Genomic DNA, 15,437 nt, shown 5'->3' on the forward strand with positions numbered 1-15,437 from the left:
CCGAGGTCTCGTCAGCCATGCCAACCGGATTGTTCGTCGGGCTTGCGACCCTGGACGTCGTCCAGTTCGTCGACGCGGTCCCCGCCGCCAACCAGAAGACCACCGCACGGGAGTCCTGGCTGGCCGCCGGCGGGCCCGCGGCCGTGGCGGCGATCGCATTCGCGTCCCTGGGCGGCCACGCTCGGCTGTTGACCGTGCTCGGGACGGGGGCTGCTGCCGACGTCGTCCGGGCGGATCTGGCCACGGCCGGGGTCGAGGTGGTTGACGCCGCGCCGTCCGGGTTCGGGATCGCACCCTCGGTGGCACTGGTCGGCACCGACGGGAACCGCGCGGTGGTCAGCGGCTCCGGGCACCAGCCGGATGCCGTCCAGTGCCCGGAGCTGGATCTCGGGGACGTCGACGTGGTGCTGCTGGACGGTCACCATCCCGAACTCGCCCGCGCTGCCGGGCGGGCTGCCGCCGGGCTTCCGGTGGTGGTGGACGCGGGCTCGCACAAGTCGGTTTTCGATGAGCTCTGGCCGCAGCTCACCGACGTGATCTGCTCGGCCGACTACGTCCACCCGTCCGGGGAAAGGCCTGCGGCACTGCTCGCCCGTGGGCCACACCTGGTGGCGGTCAGCCATGGCTCCGACCCGGTGATGTGGTGGACGCCGCACGCCTTCGGTGAGGTGCCGGCGCCGTCCGTCCCGGTGGTCGACACCCTGGGCGCCGGAGACGTCCTGCACGGTGCCTACTGCTACGCGCTGACCACGGGCAGGTCCCGCCGGGAATCGCTGGAGTTCGCCGTCGCCGCTGCCTCCCGCCGGGTGTGCCAGGCAGGCCCCTTCGCCTGGCGCGAGGCCCTGCGTCACGGTTTTGACCAGCCCTGACTGATACCTGGGAACGCCAACTCGAGTCACTCCCCAGCCCGGTGCCGGCCGCTTCGGCCGCAGGGTGTGGTTGCTGTTCCGAGGACGGAATCTCTGTCACAGTTTGTTCCCACCTCCGGGCTTGGGCTGGTCGCTTCGGCCGCAGGATGTGGTTGCTGTTCCGAGGACGGAATCTCTGCCACAGTTTGCTCCCGCGCTCGGGCCCGGCCTGGTCGCGGCTCTGGTCGGGAAGGGATGGACGGACCGCTCCGCGTTCTGGGCGGAGCACCGGGTCGCCCAGCGTTCTCCAACACAGGCGAGCCCTCGCGCTGACTCAGGGGAGAAACCGTCCCATCTGAGTCATCCCCGCCTGAGCCACGACAGGTCGACCAGTTGGCCTGTGGCGACTCGCGTAGGAGTCACCCACCGGCGCCACGGGGTGGTTCGACAGAACCGTCCCGCCGAATCTCTCCCACCTCAGGTCAGGAACTGCCGGCAGGCGAGCCAGCAGCCAACTGCTGGTGGTTTACTGATCTGGTGCCCCAACCTCGCAACTCGCTGCTCGCTGCCCTGATCGGGTTGCGGGGCAACGCCCGGGCGGCGACCTACACCGAGCCCATGTGGGGCATGTCGATGATGCTGGTGCTGCCCTACGCGTCGGTGTACATGCTGGCGCTCGGGCTGGGTGACGAACAGGTCGGCTTCCTGGCAACGGTGTCGATGCTGTCCCAGATGGTCTTCGGGCTGCTCGGCGGCGTGATCACCGACAAGTACGGACGTCGCCGGACCACGGCGGTGTGGGACCTGGTCGCCTGGAGCGTCCCCTGCCTGGTGTGGGCGTTCGCACAAAATTTCTGGTTCTTCCTGGTCGCGTCGGTGATCAACGGCGCCTGGCAGGTCACCCAGAACTCCTGGGACTGCCTGCTCGTCGAGGACGCGGAGCCGTCCCAGTTGACCACCATCTATTCCTTGATCAGGGTGGCCGGTGACCTTTCGGCGCTGTTCATGCCGATCGCGGCGTTGCTGGTCTCACAGGTCGGCCTGGAGCCGGCGGTACGGATCCTGTACCTCAACGCCTTCGTGATCATGACGATCAAGGTGTTCATCCTGTACCGGTACTCGACCGAGACCTCCACCGGGCGGATGCGGATGGAGCAGACCCGCGACCGCAGCCTCTGGTCGTTGCTGCGCGAGTACCGCGGTGTCCTGCATCTGGCACTGCGTTCGAAGGGAACCGTCTACTCGCTGGCGATCATGGCGATCGTGGCGGCCGTCCAGCTGGTCAACGGCACCTTCTGGCAGGTGATCGCCAGCCGGAAACTACTGGTGCCCGATCCGCTGCTGCCGCTGTTCCCGATGCTGCGTTCGGCACTGTCGATTGTGTTCTTCTTCACGGTGATTCCACGACTGACCCGGGCACACAACCTGAAACTCCCCACCCTGCTCGGCTTCGGGATCTACCTGATCGGACAGGTCACCCTGGCCGCCATCCCGGCGCCTGAGGGTGCGGCCGACTGGAGCACCTACCTGCTGCTCGCAGTCTCGCTGGCCTTCGACGGCTTCGGTGCCGCGATCCTCGGGATGCTGGCCGAATCGCTGGTGGCACTCCTGGTCGACCGCGACGAACGCTCACGGGTGATGGCGCTGCAGCGCACCTTCGTGATGCTTGTCACCGCACCCTTCGGCTGGATCGGGGGCTGGCTGTCGGGGATGGATCGGACGCTGCCCTTCGTCCTGACGGCCGCCCTGCTGGTGCTCGGCCTGGCGGTGACCGCCCGATTCCACGTCTCCGCCCACCCCGATCCGCAGCCGCTGGCCGCCTGAGGCGCCTGGCCGAAGGGCGTGCCGTTCACGGCACGACCGCGACGGCCGACCTGGTCGAGACATCGCTTACCCAGGGCTCGGCCGGGGTCGACCACCGGTAGTCGGTGGTTTCGTCGGGGTTCGGCACCACGCGGTGCCGTCGCGGTTCGTGGACGCCCGGTCGGTAAGCGACGACCGAAACCTGACCAGATGCGCACCCCTTCGGCGTGTCGGATTGACGACTCTGGTGATTGCGTCGCGAGCAGCGCCCGGGTGCCGCTAGGGTAGCGGGATCGCGTCGTTGAGCCACCACCGAAGGAGCGCCCGCACAATGAATGATGTCACCCCCTTGGGCTCGGTGAAGTTCCTGAAGGTGAGCGAGGTGGCTGCGTTGCTGCGGGTGTCGAAGATGTCGGTGTACCGACTGATCCATGCCGGTGACCTGGAGGCGGTCAAGTTCGGGCGCAACTTCCGGGTCCCCGAGCACGCCGTCAGCGTCTACCTGCGCGACTCCTTCTACGACGTCGGCTGAGCTTCCGACCAGGCCCGCCCGGCCTGCGTCCACCCGGCTGGCTGCCTGCCGGAGACGTCGCCATCGTCAAGCCCTGCCGGCCGGATCGGACCGCCGATTGCTATCAAGCTGCGCTCGACGATCGTCGTCCTCGGTCCGATCGAGACCTGGTGTTCTCGTCGTCCCTCGTCCTCGATTTCGCGACCGGTTCGCGCCGCACTAGGATTTGGTGCTTGGGCCGGGCTTTCCGGTCAACATTCGTAGGGCTGCCAGGCAGTCCTTACTGTTCAACTTGCCGGCTCCGGCCGGCACGCGAGAGGTCTGCCAGTGGGTTCGGTCATCAAGAAGCGCCGCAAGAGGATGGCGAAGAAGAAGCACCGCAAGCTTCTGAAGAAGACGCGCATCCAGCGTCGTCGCGCCGGCCGGTAGTCCCCGCCCCACCGCCCGCTGGTGGTGCTTTCTGGCCCGGAGCGTGTGGTCGTCCTGGTCAGGGACGGCTGCCACCTCTGCGCTGAGGCACTGGGCGTCATCGAGGGGGTCTGCGCCCGGGTGGGCGCGACCTGGCGCAGCGTCGACATCGACAGCGATTCTGCGCTGCGCGCCGACTACACCGATCACGTCCCGGTCACCTTCGTGGACGGGGTCTTGCATGCCCGCTGGTTCGTCGACGCCACCGACCTGGAACAGGCCCTGACCCGGAACGCCTGACCGCCGGCTGCCCCCGTTGGTGCGACGGCTCGGTCGAGCCGAGATCGTGACGCGATTCTGCAGGTCGATGGCCCGCAGGGGCCAGTTTCGCCTGTGACAGCGATCGAGGCGCAGAATCACGACATCGGTCAGCGTCGATCGCGCTGGCGAGGCCGGGCGGCTGCGAGCTTTCCCGAGGCAGTAACCCGGGGCCGGCTCGCGGGCGGGCGGAACAGGGCGGTGGGTGATCGAGCCAGAGCTGACCGTCGGGGGCTGGCTCGCGGGCGGGGGATAGGGCAAGTCGGCAGCATCCGCGGACGCCGCCGCAGAGGCTGGCTCGCGGGCGGGCGGAACAGGGACGAGAACGCAGCAGTGCGCGGCTCCACGTATTGTTGAGCCGCAGCAGTCAGGGTCCGTCGATTCCGGCGCCCGGCGAACGGCCAGACCGAGGAGTGCGATGGTGGCGAGCGTCGTCCATGTGGTGCGGCATGGTCAGGTTCACAACCCCGACGGCGTGCTGTACGGCCGCCTGCCCGACTACCACCTCTCCGAACTCGGCCGGCAGATGGCCGAGCGGCTGGGGGAGTACTTCGCGGACGCCGATCTGGTCTGGCTGGTGAGTTCCCCGCTGGAGCGGGCCCGGGAGACTATGGCCCCGATCGCTGCCCGGCATCCCGAACTGGAGGTTCACCTCGACGAGCGGGTGATCGAGGCTGCCAACCACTTCGAGGGCACCGCCTTCACCCGCGATCCGGCGGTGTGGCGCCGCCCGTCCACCTGGTGGGCGGTGCGCAACCCGCTGCGGCCCAGTTGGGGTGAGGCCTATACCTCGATCGCCACCCGGATGCAGGACGCGATCTGTGACGCCGCCGGGCACGCCGAGGGAGCCGAGGCAGTGATCGTCGCCCACGAGTTGCCGATCTGGATGGCCCGGCGTTCGGCGGAGGGCAAGCCCTTCCCGCACGACCCACGCAACCGCGAGGCCCGGCTGGCCAGCGTCACCAGCTTCACCTTCGACGACGGTGAACTGGCCTCGGTCAGCTATGCCGAACCGGCTGGCGACCTGCTACCGGTGAAGACCTCGAAGAAGTTCCGCCCCGGGTCGTGATGACCTCTCGGGCGGTGTTGCGGAGGCTGGGCGCGGTGGCAGCGGCGCTCGTCCTGGCCGGCTGCTCCGCGTCCCCCGAGACCGGCACCGGCGGCTTCGTCACGGGGGACGGCAGCATCACCGTCCTGCCCGCCGAGCAGCGGACGCCAGCACCCACCATCACCGGTGAGACCCTCGACGGTACGGCCTGGTCGAGCGATACGGCCGCCGGAAAGGTGCTGGTCTACAACGTCTGGGGCTCGTGGTGCGCGCCCTGCCGGGCGGAGGCCCCCGACCTGGAGGCGGCCGCCGAGCAGACCGCCGACCGCGCGGTATTCATCGGGCTCAACACCCGCGACGCCGACCGGGCAGCACCCAGCCGGTTCGTGGCCAACCACGGCATCACCTACCCCAGCCTCTTCGACCCGGACGGACGGCTGCTGCTCGCCTTCGCCGGTGACCTGCCGCCGAGCGCAATCCCCACCACCCTGCTGGTCGACCGCGAGGGACGGATCGCCGCCCGGGTGGTCGGTGCCACCACCCAGACCACCCTGGTCGGCCTGATCGACGACATTGCCGAGGGCCGCTGATGCTGCCGCTGGAACTGGACACCCTGGTCCGCGAGGCGATCGGCGGCTCGATGCTGCTGGCGCTGCCGGTGGCGGCGCTGGCCGGGCTGGTGTCCTTCTTCTCACCCTGCGTGCTGCCGCTGCTGCCCGGCTATCTCTCCTTCGCCACCGGCCTGGGCGCCACCGAGATCACAGCCGCCCGCGGCCACCGCGGCCGGCTGCTCGCCGGCACGGCACTGTTCGTCGCCGGCTTCGCGGTGGTGTTCGTCAGCGCTGGTGTCCTGGCCGGCTCGTTCGGACGGGCGCTGCTGATCTGGCAGCGTCCGATCACCATCGTGATCGGAGTGCTGACCATCCTGCTCGGCCTGGTGTTCACCGGCTGGCTGCCGTTCGCCCAGGGCTCGGCCCGGCTGAACGTCGTGCCGCGGTTCGGGCTGGCGTCCGCACCGCTGCTCGGCGTCGTGTTCGGCCTGGGCTGGACACCGTGCATCGGCCCGGCACTCGGGGTGGTGCTGAACCTCGCACTCAACGAGGCGACCGCGTTGCGTGGCGGCATCCTGGCGCTGGTCTACGCGCTCGGGCTGGGCATCCCGTTCGTGGTGGCCGGCCTGGCGCTGGAGAAGCTGGCCCGGACGATCGGCTGGGTGAAACGCCATCACCTGGCCGTCCAGCGCACCGGTGGGGTGCTGATGATCCTGGTGGGTCTGCTGCTGGTCACCGGCTGGTGGGACACGGCGGTCGGCACCATGCGGCAGTGGGCGAGCGCCTTCGAGGTGCCGATCTGATGGCCGACACCGAACTCGAACCTGTCCTGGATGCCCCCGGCGGCCGGGAGCGGATGAACCGGGCCCGCGGTCTGCGCTCGGGCACGCTGCGCTGGGCGTGGGCGACCCTGACCTCGATGCGCACCGCGCTGGGCCTGCTGCTGTTGCTCGGTCTGGCGTCGATCCCGGGCTCGTTGCTGCCGCAGCGCCCCACCAACCCCTTCGGTGTTGCCACCTGGCTGGAGGACCATCCCGACATCGGCCCCTGGCTTGACCGGCTGGGCTTCTTCGACGTCTTCGGCTCGGTGTGGTTCTCGGCGATCTACCTGCTGCTGTTCGGATCCCTGATCGGCTGCATCATTCCGCGCTGTGCGGCGTTCTACCGTGCCCTGCGCGCCCAGCCCGGCCCGCTGCCGCGCCGGTTCAGCAGGTTCCCCGACCACGCCAGTGGACGGACGGACACCTCCGCCGCCGCCGTCCTGGACGCTGCCGAGGCCCATCTGCGAGAAGCCGGCTACCGGGTTCACCGGGAGACCGCCGAAACCTCCCCGCCGACCGCGCGCGACGTGGCAGTTCCGGCGGACGCGACCGCCGCGCCCGAGTCGCCGGCCGCGCCTGCCGAGGGCGAGCGGGTCGTCTCGCTGGTCGAGCCCGGTGAGAGGGGCCGGGTCGTCCTGCCGGTCGAGGTCGCCGAGCCTGATTCGGTGCCCGAGGTCGCCGCGCCCGAGTCGCCGGTCCAGCCTGCCGAGGTATCGTCCACCCCGCTCGGCATCTCGGCCGAGCGCGGCTACCTCCGCGAGGCCGGAAACCTGGTCTTCCACCTCGCCCTGGTGGTCATGCTCGTCGGCCTGGCCTGGAGCTCGCTGTTCGGCTACAAGGGCACCGCGATCGTCGTCGAGGGACAGGCCTTCTCCGACACCCTCACCCAGTTCGACGAGTTCTCCGCCGGAGTGGGTTTCCGTCCCAGCCAACTGCCGGCCTTCACCATCGGCCTGGACCGGTTCGAGGTGCAGTTCGAGACCGGCCCCACCCAGACCGGCGCGGCGCGGCTGTTCCGTGCCCACGTCACCGTCACCGAGCCCGGACGACAGCCCGAGCAGCGGCAGCTGGAGGTGAACGCGCCGCTCTCGCTGGGCGGCGCCGACGTCCACCTGCTCGGCCACGGCTACGCCCCGGTGGTCACGGTGCGCGACGGCAACGGCGACATCGCCTACTCCGGGCCGGTGGTCTTCCTGCCGCAGGACACCAACTTCACCTCTAACGGGGTGATCAAGGCGCCGGACGCCCGCCCCGAGCGGCTGGCCTTCGAGGGCGTCTTCCTGCCGACCGCCCAGATCGACGCCCAGGGCATGCGTTCCGCTTTCCCGGACGCCCTGCGTCCGCAACTGCTGATCAACGTCTGGGCGGGGCCGCCGAAAGATGAGACCGGCGTGCCCGAGAACATCTACACCCTCGACCAGACCGGGCTCACCCAGCTGGTCAGGTCGGACGGCCAGCCGGTGCGCGCCGGGCTGGAACCGGGTACCTCCTTCGACCTGCCGGACGGCCGCGGCTCGATCAGTTTCGACGGCCTGCGGCGCTGGACCAAGCTGCAGGTCTCGGCCAACCCGGGCGGCTGGCTGGTGCTGGGCAGTGTCCTGGTGGCGATCGCCGGGCTGACCGTCTCGCTGCTGATGCGGCCGCGGCGGCTGTTCGTCCGGGTGCGTCCCGCGGCGGAGGGCGGCGGCAGCGACGTCGAGGTGGCTGGCCTCGACCGGGTGGACGGACGGCCCGGGCTGCCCGAGGCGGTGGCCGCGCTGGCCCTGGCCTGCGGGATCGATCCGGACGGCTCGCGTCTTGACGGGCGAAGCACCCCGGTGTCACGGCCGGACGGGCGCGCTACGCTGTCCGACACCCCGAGCGACGGCAGGGAGGGCAACTGATGGACGCGGTCGCGTACTACTCGAACCTGGCAATGGTGACCTCTGCCGTGCTCTACCTGCTGGCCCTGGTCTTCCACGCCCTGGAGTGGGCCTCCGCCCGGCAGGTCGACGGTGCGGCCGCCCCGGCCGGGGCAGCCACCCAGGAGACGGCCTGGCCGACCATGGCCTACGGCGGCTCCGGGACGTCCGGTTCGGCCGGCGGGGTGGCCACCCTGACCCGCACCGGTCCGTCCGCCGACGACGCGGGTGGCAGCGTTCGTGAGGACCGGTTCGGCCGGATCGGCGTGGCGGTCACCGTGGTGGCGGCGCTGGTTCACATCGTCGCGGTGGTGCTGCGCGGGATCGCCGCCCAGCGCGCCCCCTGGGGCAACATGTACGAGTTCATCACCTCCTCAATGGCGATGGCGGCGGTGATCTACCTGGTCGGGGTGTTCGCCTTCCGGTTGCGCGGGTTCGGGCTGCCGTTCACCCTGCTGGCTTCGATCGGGCAGGGCCTGGCGGTGACGGTGTTCTACGTCAACGTCTCGCCGCTGATGCCCGCCCTGCACTCGGTCTGGTTCGTCATCCACATCGTCGCTGCGGCGCTGGCCGGGGCGGCCTTCAACGTTGGCGCGATCGCGTCGCTGCTCTACCTGCTGAAGGTCCGCGCCCAGGAGAAGGGACGCACTCGCGGCTACCTCGCACGGCTGCCGGAGCCTGCCGTGCTGGACCGGATCAGCTACCGGCTGCACGCCTTCGCCTTCCCGCTGTGGACGTTCGCCATCGCCGCCGGCGCGATCTGGGCCCAGTACGCCTGGGGACGGTTCTGGGGCTGGGATCCGAAGGAAACCTGGTCGCTGGTCACCTGGATCGTCTACGCCGCCTACCTGCACGCCCGGGCCACCGCTGGCTGGAAGGGCAAGCGGGCCGCCGTCCTCGCCCTGATCGGGATCATCGCCTTCTGGTGGAATTTCGTCGGCGTCAACCTGGTGCTGAACGGACTGCACTCCTACGCCGGCATCTAGTTGAGCCGCCGTGAACGACCGGGTGGCGGCGATCTACCGGGACTTCGCTGATGTCGAGGTGCAGCGCTCGTCGCCGGTGTACTTCGACTGGGCCTGCGGGGTGGCGGACGATCCCGAGGTCGCGGGGCTGATCGGGACCCTCCCCACGACCAAGGTTCAGCCCAACCTGGTGTTCGCCGCGGCCCGGCATTGTGGTGCACCGGTGGGCCCGTACCGGCAGTTCCGTTCCTGGCTGGTGGAGAACTGGACGGTGGTCGTGCCGGTCGTGCTCGCTCGCGCGACCCAGACCAACGAGGCGGCCCGGTGCGCGGTCCTGCTCCCGATTCTCAGCGCGCTGGACGGTCCCCTTGCCCTCATCGAGGCCGGAGCCCCGGCCGGCCTGTGCCTCTATCCGGACCGCTACAGCTATCGCTACCGCGTCAACGACCAGACGGTGACCCTCGCACCGGAATCGGGGCCCGGCACGGTCGAGATCCCCTGTGACCTCACGGCCACCGAAGCCCCCACCCGGCTGCCCCGCGTGGCCTGGCGGGCCGGTGCGGACCTGAACCCCATCGCCCCGACAGACTCCGACCAACTGGCCTGGCTGGAGACGCTGATCTGGCCGGAGCATGACGCCCGCCGGGACCGGCTGCGCGCCGCGGCGAAGGTGGTGGCCGAGGATCCGCCAGGACTCGTCCGGGGCGACATCCTGACCGCGGTGCCGGAGCTGATCGAGCGCGCGCCCGCCGGGACGAAGATCGTGGTGTTCCGCAGCGCGGTGCTGGCCTGTCTGCCGCCCGGGCAACGCCAGCAGTTCGTCGAGTTGATGCTGGCGCGGGAGGACGTCGTCTGGATCAGCAACGAAGGTGCGGGTGTGCTCCCGTCCGTGACGGAACAGGTCGATCGGCCGGTGGCCGGACGCTTCATCGTGGCAGTCGACGGACGTGCGGTCGCCCTGGCCGGCCCGCACGGTCAGAGCTATGAGGCGTTGACGTAGGTTCGGCGGTCGCTGCTCACCGGTTGTCTGGGGCCATCAGGCTCGGTGAGGTGAGCCTGCCGGGCGGTACTCCTCGGCGATCATCCAGCGGTTCCGCAGCCGGAAGGCCGGGATGGTCTGCCGCCGGGCTTGATTAGCCGCAGCGTTCCCCGCGATCCCCGTGGTTCTGGCCCACTCGGAGAGCGAGACGATCCGCCGGCTGGTGAGCAGGGCTATCCGCTTGTGCAGCGCCTCCTGCAGCAGCAGCGCCAGAAGCCGGGTCATGCCCGCGTGATCGTCGGCGACCGCGTACCGCGCGAACAGCGGGTAGTAATCGGCCTGCCGGTTCCGGGATCGGACGATCACTGGCGGCAGGCCGAGATCCTTGAGTTGCTTGTTGATCAGGACGCGGCCGATTCGGCCGTTGCCGTCCGCGAACGGGTGGACGATCTCGAACTCGCAGTGGAACCGGGCGATCCGGTCGAGGACATGGTCTGAGTCATTGGCTTCATAGTGCGCCAGGGCATCCTCGATCAGGGACGGTACGAACTCCGGGTTGGCGGCGAGGTGGCTGCCGACCCGCACCCACTCGCCCGCGCGCCGGAATCGCCCGGCGACATCGTCCCGGATCCCGGCGAGCAGATTGCCGTGCCAGCGCAGGATCAGGTCGATCGTCAGCGGCTCCGCGGTGCTCAGCAGATCGGAGGTGACCCGGGCCAGGTTGGCGGCCTCCAACACCTCGCGCAGGTCATGCCTGCCGGACGGCAACTGTCCGGCAAGAATCCGCTCGGTGTCCTGCAGGGTGAGGGTGGAGTTCTCGATCGCATTTGACTGCTGCACGGCCTCCGGCACCTCGGCCAGCGCGATCTGGTTCAGTGCGCCGTCCTGGTCGACGGCGAGCCTGCGGTAGGTGCTCGCCAGGGAGTCGACCTGCGCGGTGGCTCTGTGGTTCGTCATCCTCTGCCTGTTTCCGGTGCTGGATAAGTGAAATGTATGCCTAATATTGTACAATTCACGTTCTCGTTGCACTTCCGGGTACCGATGACATCGGTCCGGCCGGCACCTGCACGCCTCGCGCAATTACCTCAGTTCGCCCATGGCAGGTTCCGCCCACCTCCGTCACGAGGTGGTGAGGATTGCTTGGGGGCGGCTGGGCCCAGCGCCGGCGGCTCACGGGCCCTGGCTGGCGACGAGCGGACTGACCTGGATGCCCTCTTCTGCTTGGCCGCCCGGCGTCCCGCCGTTGACCCGGCGGGCAGTGCGTCCGTGGTGGTGTCGCCGACACGTGCCAGAATCGGGGTGTGGAACACTTCGACCTCTGCGTGATCGGCTCCGGCTCGGGCAACTCGCTGGTGAACCGATGGTTCCGCGACCAGAAGGTTGCGATCGTGGACGCCGCCGAGCGTTTCGGCGGCACCTGCCTGAACGCCGGCTGCATCCCCACCAAGATGCTGGCCTACCCCGCCGAACTCGCCGACCTGGCCCGGGAAGCGGGCCGGCTGGGCGTCGACACCGGTGAGGTGTCGGTGCGCTGGGGCGACATCCAGCGCCGCATCTTCGACCGGGTGGACGCCCAGGCCGCGTCCGCACTGAGCTACCGCGAACGGGGCGAGCACGTCACCCTGTTCCGCGAGAAGGCCCACTTCGCCGGTCCCAGGGTGTTGCAGGTCGGCGACCGGCAGCTCAGTGCCGACGCCTTCGTGCTGGCGGCGGGCTCGCGTCCGCGGGTCCCGGAGATCGCCGGGCTGGACGATCCGGTGGTCGCCGAGCGGGTGCACACCTCCGACACGATCATGCGCATCCCGCACCTGCCGCGCCGGCTGGTGATCGTCGGTGGCGGCAGTGTGGCCACCGAGTTCGCGCACATCTTCTCCGGTCTCGGCGTCGAGGTCACCCTGCTGTACCACGGCAACCGGCTGCTGCGCCGTGCCGACACCGCGATCGGCGAGCGGTTCACCGAACTACTCAGCCATCGGGTGACCCTGCACCTGGGGCAGGAACTGGCCTCGCTGGAGGCCGCCCCGTCCGGGCAGCTCGAGGTGGGGACGGTGGACGCCGACGGTGTCGAGTACTCCTTCGAGGCCGACCTGGTGCTGCTGGCGGTGGGCCGGGTGCCGAACGGCGACACGCTCAACCTGCCCGCCGCCGGGGTCGACGTCCACCCGGACGGACGGGTGGTGGTCGACGCCTACCAGCACACCACCGCCGACGGGATCTGGGCGCTGGGCGACATCTGCACCCCGGTCTTCCTCAAACACGTCGCCAACCACGAGATGCGGGTGGTGCAGCACAACCTGCTGCATCCCGACGACCTGGTCGAGGCCGACCACCGCTACGTCCCGCAGGCGGTGTTCTCCCATCCCCAGGTGGCCTGGGTGGGGCTCACCGAGCAGGAGCTGCAGGACGCCGGCCGGGAGTATGTCAGCGCCACCCGGGACTACTCCTCGGTCGCCTACGGCTGGGCGATGGAGGACGCCGGGCACTTCGTGAAGGTGCTGGCCGACCCCGCCACCGGCCTGCTGCTCGGCGCGCACCTGATCGGGCCGGAAGCCTCCAACCTGATCCAGCCGCTGATCCAGGCGATGAGCTTCGGCCTGGACGCCCCGACGATGGCCCGCGGCCAGTACTGGATCCACCCCGCGTTGGCCGAGGTGGTGGAGAACGCGCTGCTCGACCTGAGGCTGGGCCGGTGACCGGTATCCGGTCGGTCAGGGCGCGCCGCCGGGCGCTGGCCTGGGCGGCTGGTGTTCTCGCCGCAGTGCTGGCCGGCTGCACGGTGGCGCCTCCCGTCCCCACCTCCACCAGCCCGGCGTCCGGGGCGAGCGGCAGCGCACCAGCCACCACACCGGCGACAGCCTCGCCGCCGAGTCCATCCGCCACCCCCACCCCGACACCGACCGCCACCCCCACCGACGGGCAGGTCTGCCTGGCCGAGGCCGAGGCGATGAGCCTGGCCGAGCAGGCCGGGCAGCTGGTGATGGTCGGGGTCAGCGGCGATCTGGACGCCACTGAGCGCAAGGCCATCACGAAGTACCACCTGGGGGCGGTGATCCTGATGGGCACCTCCCAGCGCGGGGTCGCCAAGACCGCGACGCTCACCTCCCGGCTCCAGAAACTCGACGTGCCTGCCGGCGTCCTGATCGGGGTCGACCAGGAGGGCGGGCTGGTGCAGCGGCTGAAGGGCCAGGGGTTCGACACCATCTTGTCCGCTGCCAAGCAGGCGAAGCTGGACCGGGACGAGCTTCTCGCCAAAGCCACCCGGTGGGGCGGGCAGTTGGCGAAGGCCGGCGTCCAGCTCAACCTGGCCCCGGTCGCTGACGTGGTTCCCAAGGCCAACCTCAAGACCAACGAGCCGATCGCCAAGCTGGGCCGCGGCTACGGCACCGACCCCGAGGCGGTAGCGGCGAAGGTGGAGACCTTCATCGCCGGGATGCACGCCGGGGGCGTGGGCACAGCCGTCAAGCACTTTCCGGGTCTGGGCGCGGTGAAGGGCAACACCGACTTCGCCACCCGCGTGGTCGACAGTACGACCACCGCCGACAGCCCGCTGCTGGGCCCCTTCCGCGGCGCGGTGCAGGCCTCCAGCCCGACCGACGCGGTGATGGTCTCGTCGGCGGTCTACACCAAGATCGACGGCAAACATCAGGCGATGTTCTCCCCGGCGGTGATCGGCATCCTGCGTGACTGGGGGTTCGACAAGGTAGTGATCAGCGACGACCTCGGTGCTGCGAAGGCGCTGTCCGCGGTGCCGGCCAAGCAGCGCGCGGTGCGGTTCGTGGCCGCTGGCGGGGACCTGGCCGTGACCGTCGACACCGCGCTGGCCGGCCCGATGGCCACCGGGCTGGTCGAGCGGGCCCGCTCCGACGCCGGGTTCGCCCGGCAGCTCACCGCGGCCGCCGCCCGTGTCCTCGCCCTGAAACAGTCCTATGGCCTGATCAGCTGCCGCTGAGCTGCCCGTTCGGCCAGCGCCTCGGGAGAGAGCACCTTCTCGATACCCAGCACCACCGCGCCCACCACGCCGGCCAGATCCCCGATCACCGAGTGGGCCAGGGTGAGGTTCCGGGTCGCCAACGGTAGCGCCCGCCGGTAGGCGACCGAACGGACGCCGGCCAGCAGGTCGTCGGTCACCGAGGTCAGCGGTCCGGCCAGCACGATCCGGGCCGGGTTGTAGACGTGGATCAGCGAGGCGACGGTCTCGCCCAGCAGGGCGGCGGCGTCCCGAATCAGCCGGATCGCCATCGGATCGCCGGTTCGCGCAGCGTCCAGCAGGTCTTCGCGCCGCAGGTCAGGGCGTCCGATCATCTCTGCGTAGCGCCGGGTGATCGCCTCGACCGAGGCCAGCGCCTCGATGCAGCCGACATTGCCGCAGGAACAGATCACCTCCTGCGCGCCCGGCACCCGCAGGTGCCCGATGTCGCAGGCGGCGCCGTCGGCGCCGCGGTGCAGTGTGCCGGACGCGCTCACCAGACCGCCGCCGATCCCGGTGCCCACCTTCACCACCAGCATCGGGCACTGGTCGGCAGGCAGCACCCGGGCTTCCCCGATCGCGATGATGTTGACGTCGTTGTCGACCACGCAGGGGCACCGGAAGGCCGCCATCATGTAGTCGGCCACCCCGAACTCGTCCCAGCCGGGCATGATCGGCGGGCGCACCGGGACCCCTCGCCGGGTGTCGACCGGGCCGGGCAGCGAGACCACGGTCGCGACCACGTCCCGCCTGGTCAGGCCGAGTTCGGTCAGGGTCTGCTCGGCCTGACCGACGGCGAAGTCGAGGGTTGCCTCAGGGCCGGCATCCAGCGCGAACTCGGCGCGCTGCATGCCGAGCACCCGCTGGTCCATCCGGGCAGCCGCCACCCGGACGTGGTGGGGGGTGAGGTCGAAGACCAGGATCGTGCCCGACTCGGGGTTGATCCGCAACACCTGGGGTGGCCGGCCCCGCCCGGACGGCGCGGTAGGCATGTCAGCCAGCACCAGCCCCAGTGAACGCAGCCGTCCCAGGCTGGCGTCGATGCTGGACCGGGCCAGGCCGGTGGAGGCCGCCAGCGCCGGTTTGGTGTCGGCCACCCCCGAGGCGATCAGTTGCGCCAGAACGCTCATGGTCGTGGCCTTGTCCGTCAGCCGCGCCAACTCGGGCGGACGCAGGCGCGCCCGGGGGAGGAGGTCCGGCTGAGAAGGCATCATCGACCGATCTTTTTTGCTCAAAACAACTTTATTCAGGACGTTAACGGTACTCAGTACCTGCGGTTATCGTAAGCATGCATTCAGTTTGAACGCCAATGGTGAC

The 15,437-nt window shown here is 69.9% G+C and carries 15 protein-coding genes; 13 read left to right on the plus strand and 2 right to left on the minus strand.

The features are described from left to right. Nucleotides 1-17: 17 nt before the first annotated feature. The 11 genes from VB080_RS10860 (at nt 18) to VB080_RS10910 (ending at nt 10,174) form a co-directional block, all read left to right on the plus strand. A complete protein-coding gene (locus VB080_RS10860; protein WP_323418463.1) occupies nt 18-869 on the plus strand; it encodes a PfkB family carbohydrate kinase in 852 nt (283 codons plus the stop codon). A 516-nt stretch (nt 870-1,385) separates the two neighbouring features. Then, entirely contained in the window at nt 1,386-2,672 is a 1,287-nt protein-coding gene (locus VB080_RS10865) for an MFS transporter (RefSeq protein WP_323418464.1), read from the plus strand. Between the two features lie 310 nt (nt 2,673-2,982). Beyond that, complete coding sequence (locus VB080_RS10870; protein ID WP_323418465.1) at nt 2,983-3,183, plus strand: helix-turn-helix domain-containing protein; 201 nt, start codon at nt 2,983-2,985, stop codon at nt 3,181-3,183. Between the two features lie 306 nt (nt 3,184-3,489). Continuing rightward, nucleotides 3,490-3,591, plus strand: coding sequence for a 30S ribosomal protein bS22 (locus VB080_RS10875; RefSeq protein WP_084669282.1), 102 nt, complete (start codon nt 3,490-3,492; stop codon nt 3,589-3,591). A gap of 21 nt (nt 3,592-3,612) precedes the next feature. Next, nucleotides 3,613-3,870 carry a glutaredoxin family protein gene (locus VB080_RS10880; RefSeq protein ID WP_323418466.1) on the plus strand — a complete coding sequence of 86 codons (258 nt, stop codon included), beginning with the start codon at nt 3,613-3,615 and terminating at the stop codon, nt 3,868-3,870. A 436-nt stretch (nt 3,871-4,306) separates the two neighbouring features. Further along, nucleotides 4,307-4,957 carry a histidine phosphatase family protein gene (locus tag VB080_RS10885; protein ID WP_323418467.1) on the plus strand — a complete coding sequence of 217 codons (651 nt, stop codon included), beginning with the start codon at nt 4,307-4,309 and terminating at the stop codon, nt 4,955-4,957. Next, nucleotides 4,957-5,526: a TlpA disulfide reductase family protein gene (locus VB080_RS10890; protein ID WP_323418501.1), complete on the plus strand. Its 570-nt coding sequence runs from the start codon at nt 4,957-4,959 to the stop codon at nt 5,524-5,526. The genes VB080_RS10885 and VB080_RS10890 overlap by 1 nt, the downstream gene beginning before the upstream one ends. Next, complete coding sequence (locus tag VB080_RS10895; RefSeq protein ID WP_416339634.1) at nt 5,526-6,290, plus strand: cytochrome c biogenesis CcdA family protein; 765 nt, start codon at nt 5,526-5,528, stop codon at nt 6,288-6,290. The genes VB080_RS10890 and VB080_RS10895 overlap by 1 nt, the downstream gene beginning before the upstream one ends. Further along, nucleotides 6,290-8,191: a cytochrome c biogenesis protein ResB gene (gene resB, locus VB080_RS10900; RefSeq protein WP_323418468.1), complete on the plus strand. Its 1,902-nt coding sequence runs from the start codon at nt 6,290-6,292 to the stop codon at nt 8,189-8,191. The genes VB080_RS10895 and resB overlap by 1 nt, the downstream gene beginning before the upstream one ends. Continuing rightward, nucleotides 8,191-9,195 (plus strand): c-type cytochrome biogenesis protein CcsB, encoded by a 1,005-nt coding sequence (ccsB, locus tag VB080_RS10905; protein ID WP_323418469.1) that lies wholly within the window; start codon nt 8,191-8,193, stop codon nt 9,193-9,195. Before resB ends, ccsB begins: the two co-directional genes overlap by 1 nt. A 10-nt stretch (nt 9,196-9,205) precedes the next feature. Next, nucleotides 9,206-10,174 carry a DUF2332 domain-containing protein gene (locus tag VB080_RS10910; protein WP_323418470.1) on the plus strand — a complete coding sequence of 323 codons (969 nt, stop codon included), beginning with the start codon at nt 9,206-9,208 and terminating at the stop codon, nt 10,172-10,174. A gap of 36 nt (nt 10,175-10,210) precedes the next feature. Here VB080_RS10910 and VB080_RS10915 read toward each other — a convergent pair whose 3' ends face one another. After that, complete coding sequence (locus VB080_RS10915; RefSeq protein ID WP_323418471.1) at nt 10,211-11,110, minus strand: Fic family protein; 900 nt, start codon at nt 11,108-11,110, stop codon at nt 10,211-10,213. A 344-nt stretch (nt 11,111-11,454) separates the two neighbouring features. On the opposite strand from VB080_RS10915, the gene VB080_RS10920 reads away from it, so the two are divergent. Next, nucleotides 11,455-12,846, plus strand: a complete 1,392-nt coding sequence (locus VB080_RS10920; RefSeq protein WP_323418472.1) for a mycothione reductase — start codon at nt 11,455-11,457, stop codon at nt 12,844-12,846. Then, nucleotides 12,843-14,102, plus strand: a complete 1,260-nt coding sequence (locus VB080_RS10925; protein WP_323418473.1) for a glycoside hydrolase family 3 N-terminal domain-containing protein — start codon at nt 12,843-12,845, stop codon at nt 14,100-14,102. The genes VB080_RS10920 and VB080_RS10925 overlap by 4 nt, the downstream gene beginning before the upstream one ends. Here the strand turns inward: VB080_RS10925 and VB080_RS10930 are convergent. Then, nucleotides 14,078-15,250, minus strand: a complete 1,173-nt coding sequence (locus VB080_RS10930) for an ROK family protein (RefSeq protein ID WP_323418474.1) — start codon at nt 15,248-15,250, stop codon at nt 14,078-14,080. The genes VB080_RS10925 and VB080_RS10930 overlap by 25 nt on opposite strands. Nucleotides 15,251-15,437 lie beyond the last annotated feature (187 nt).

The organism is Propionicimonas sp. (genome assembly GCF_034927565.1).
GTDB lineage: Bacteria > Actinomycetota > Actinomycetes > Propionibacteriales > Propionibacteriaceae > Propionicimonas.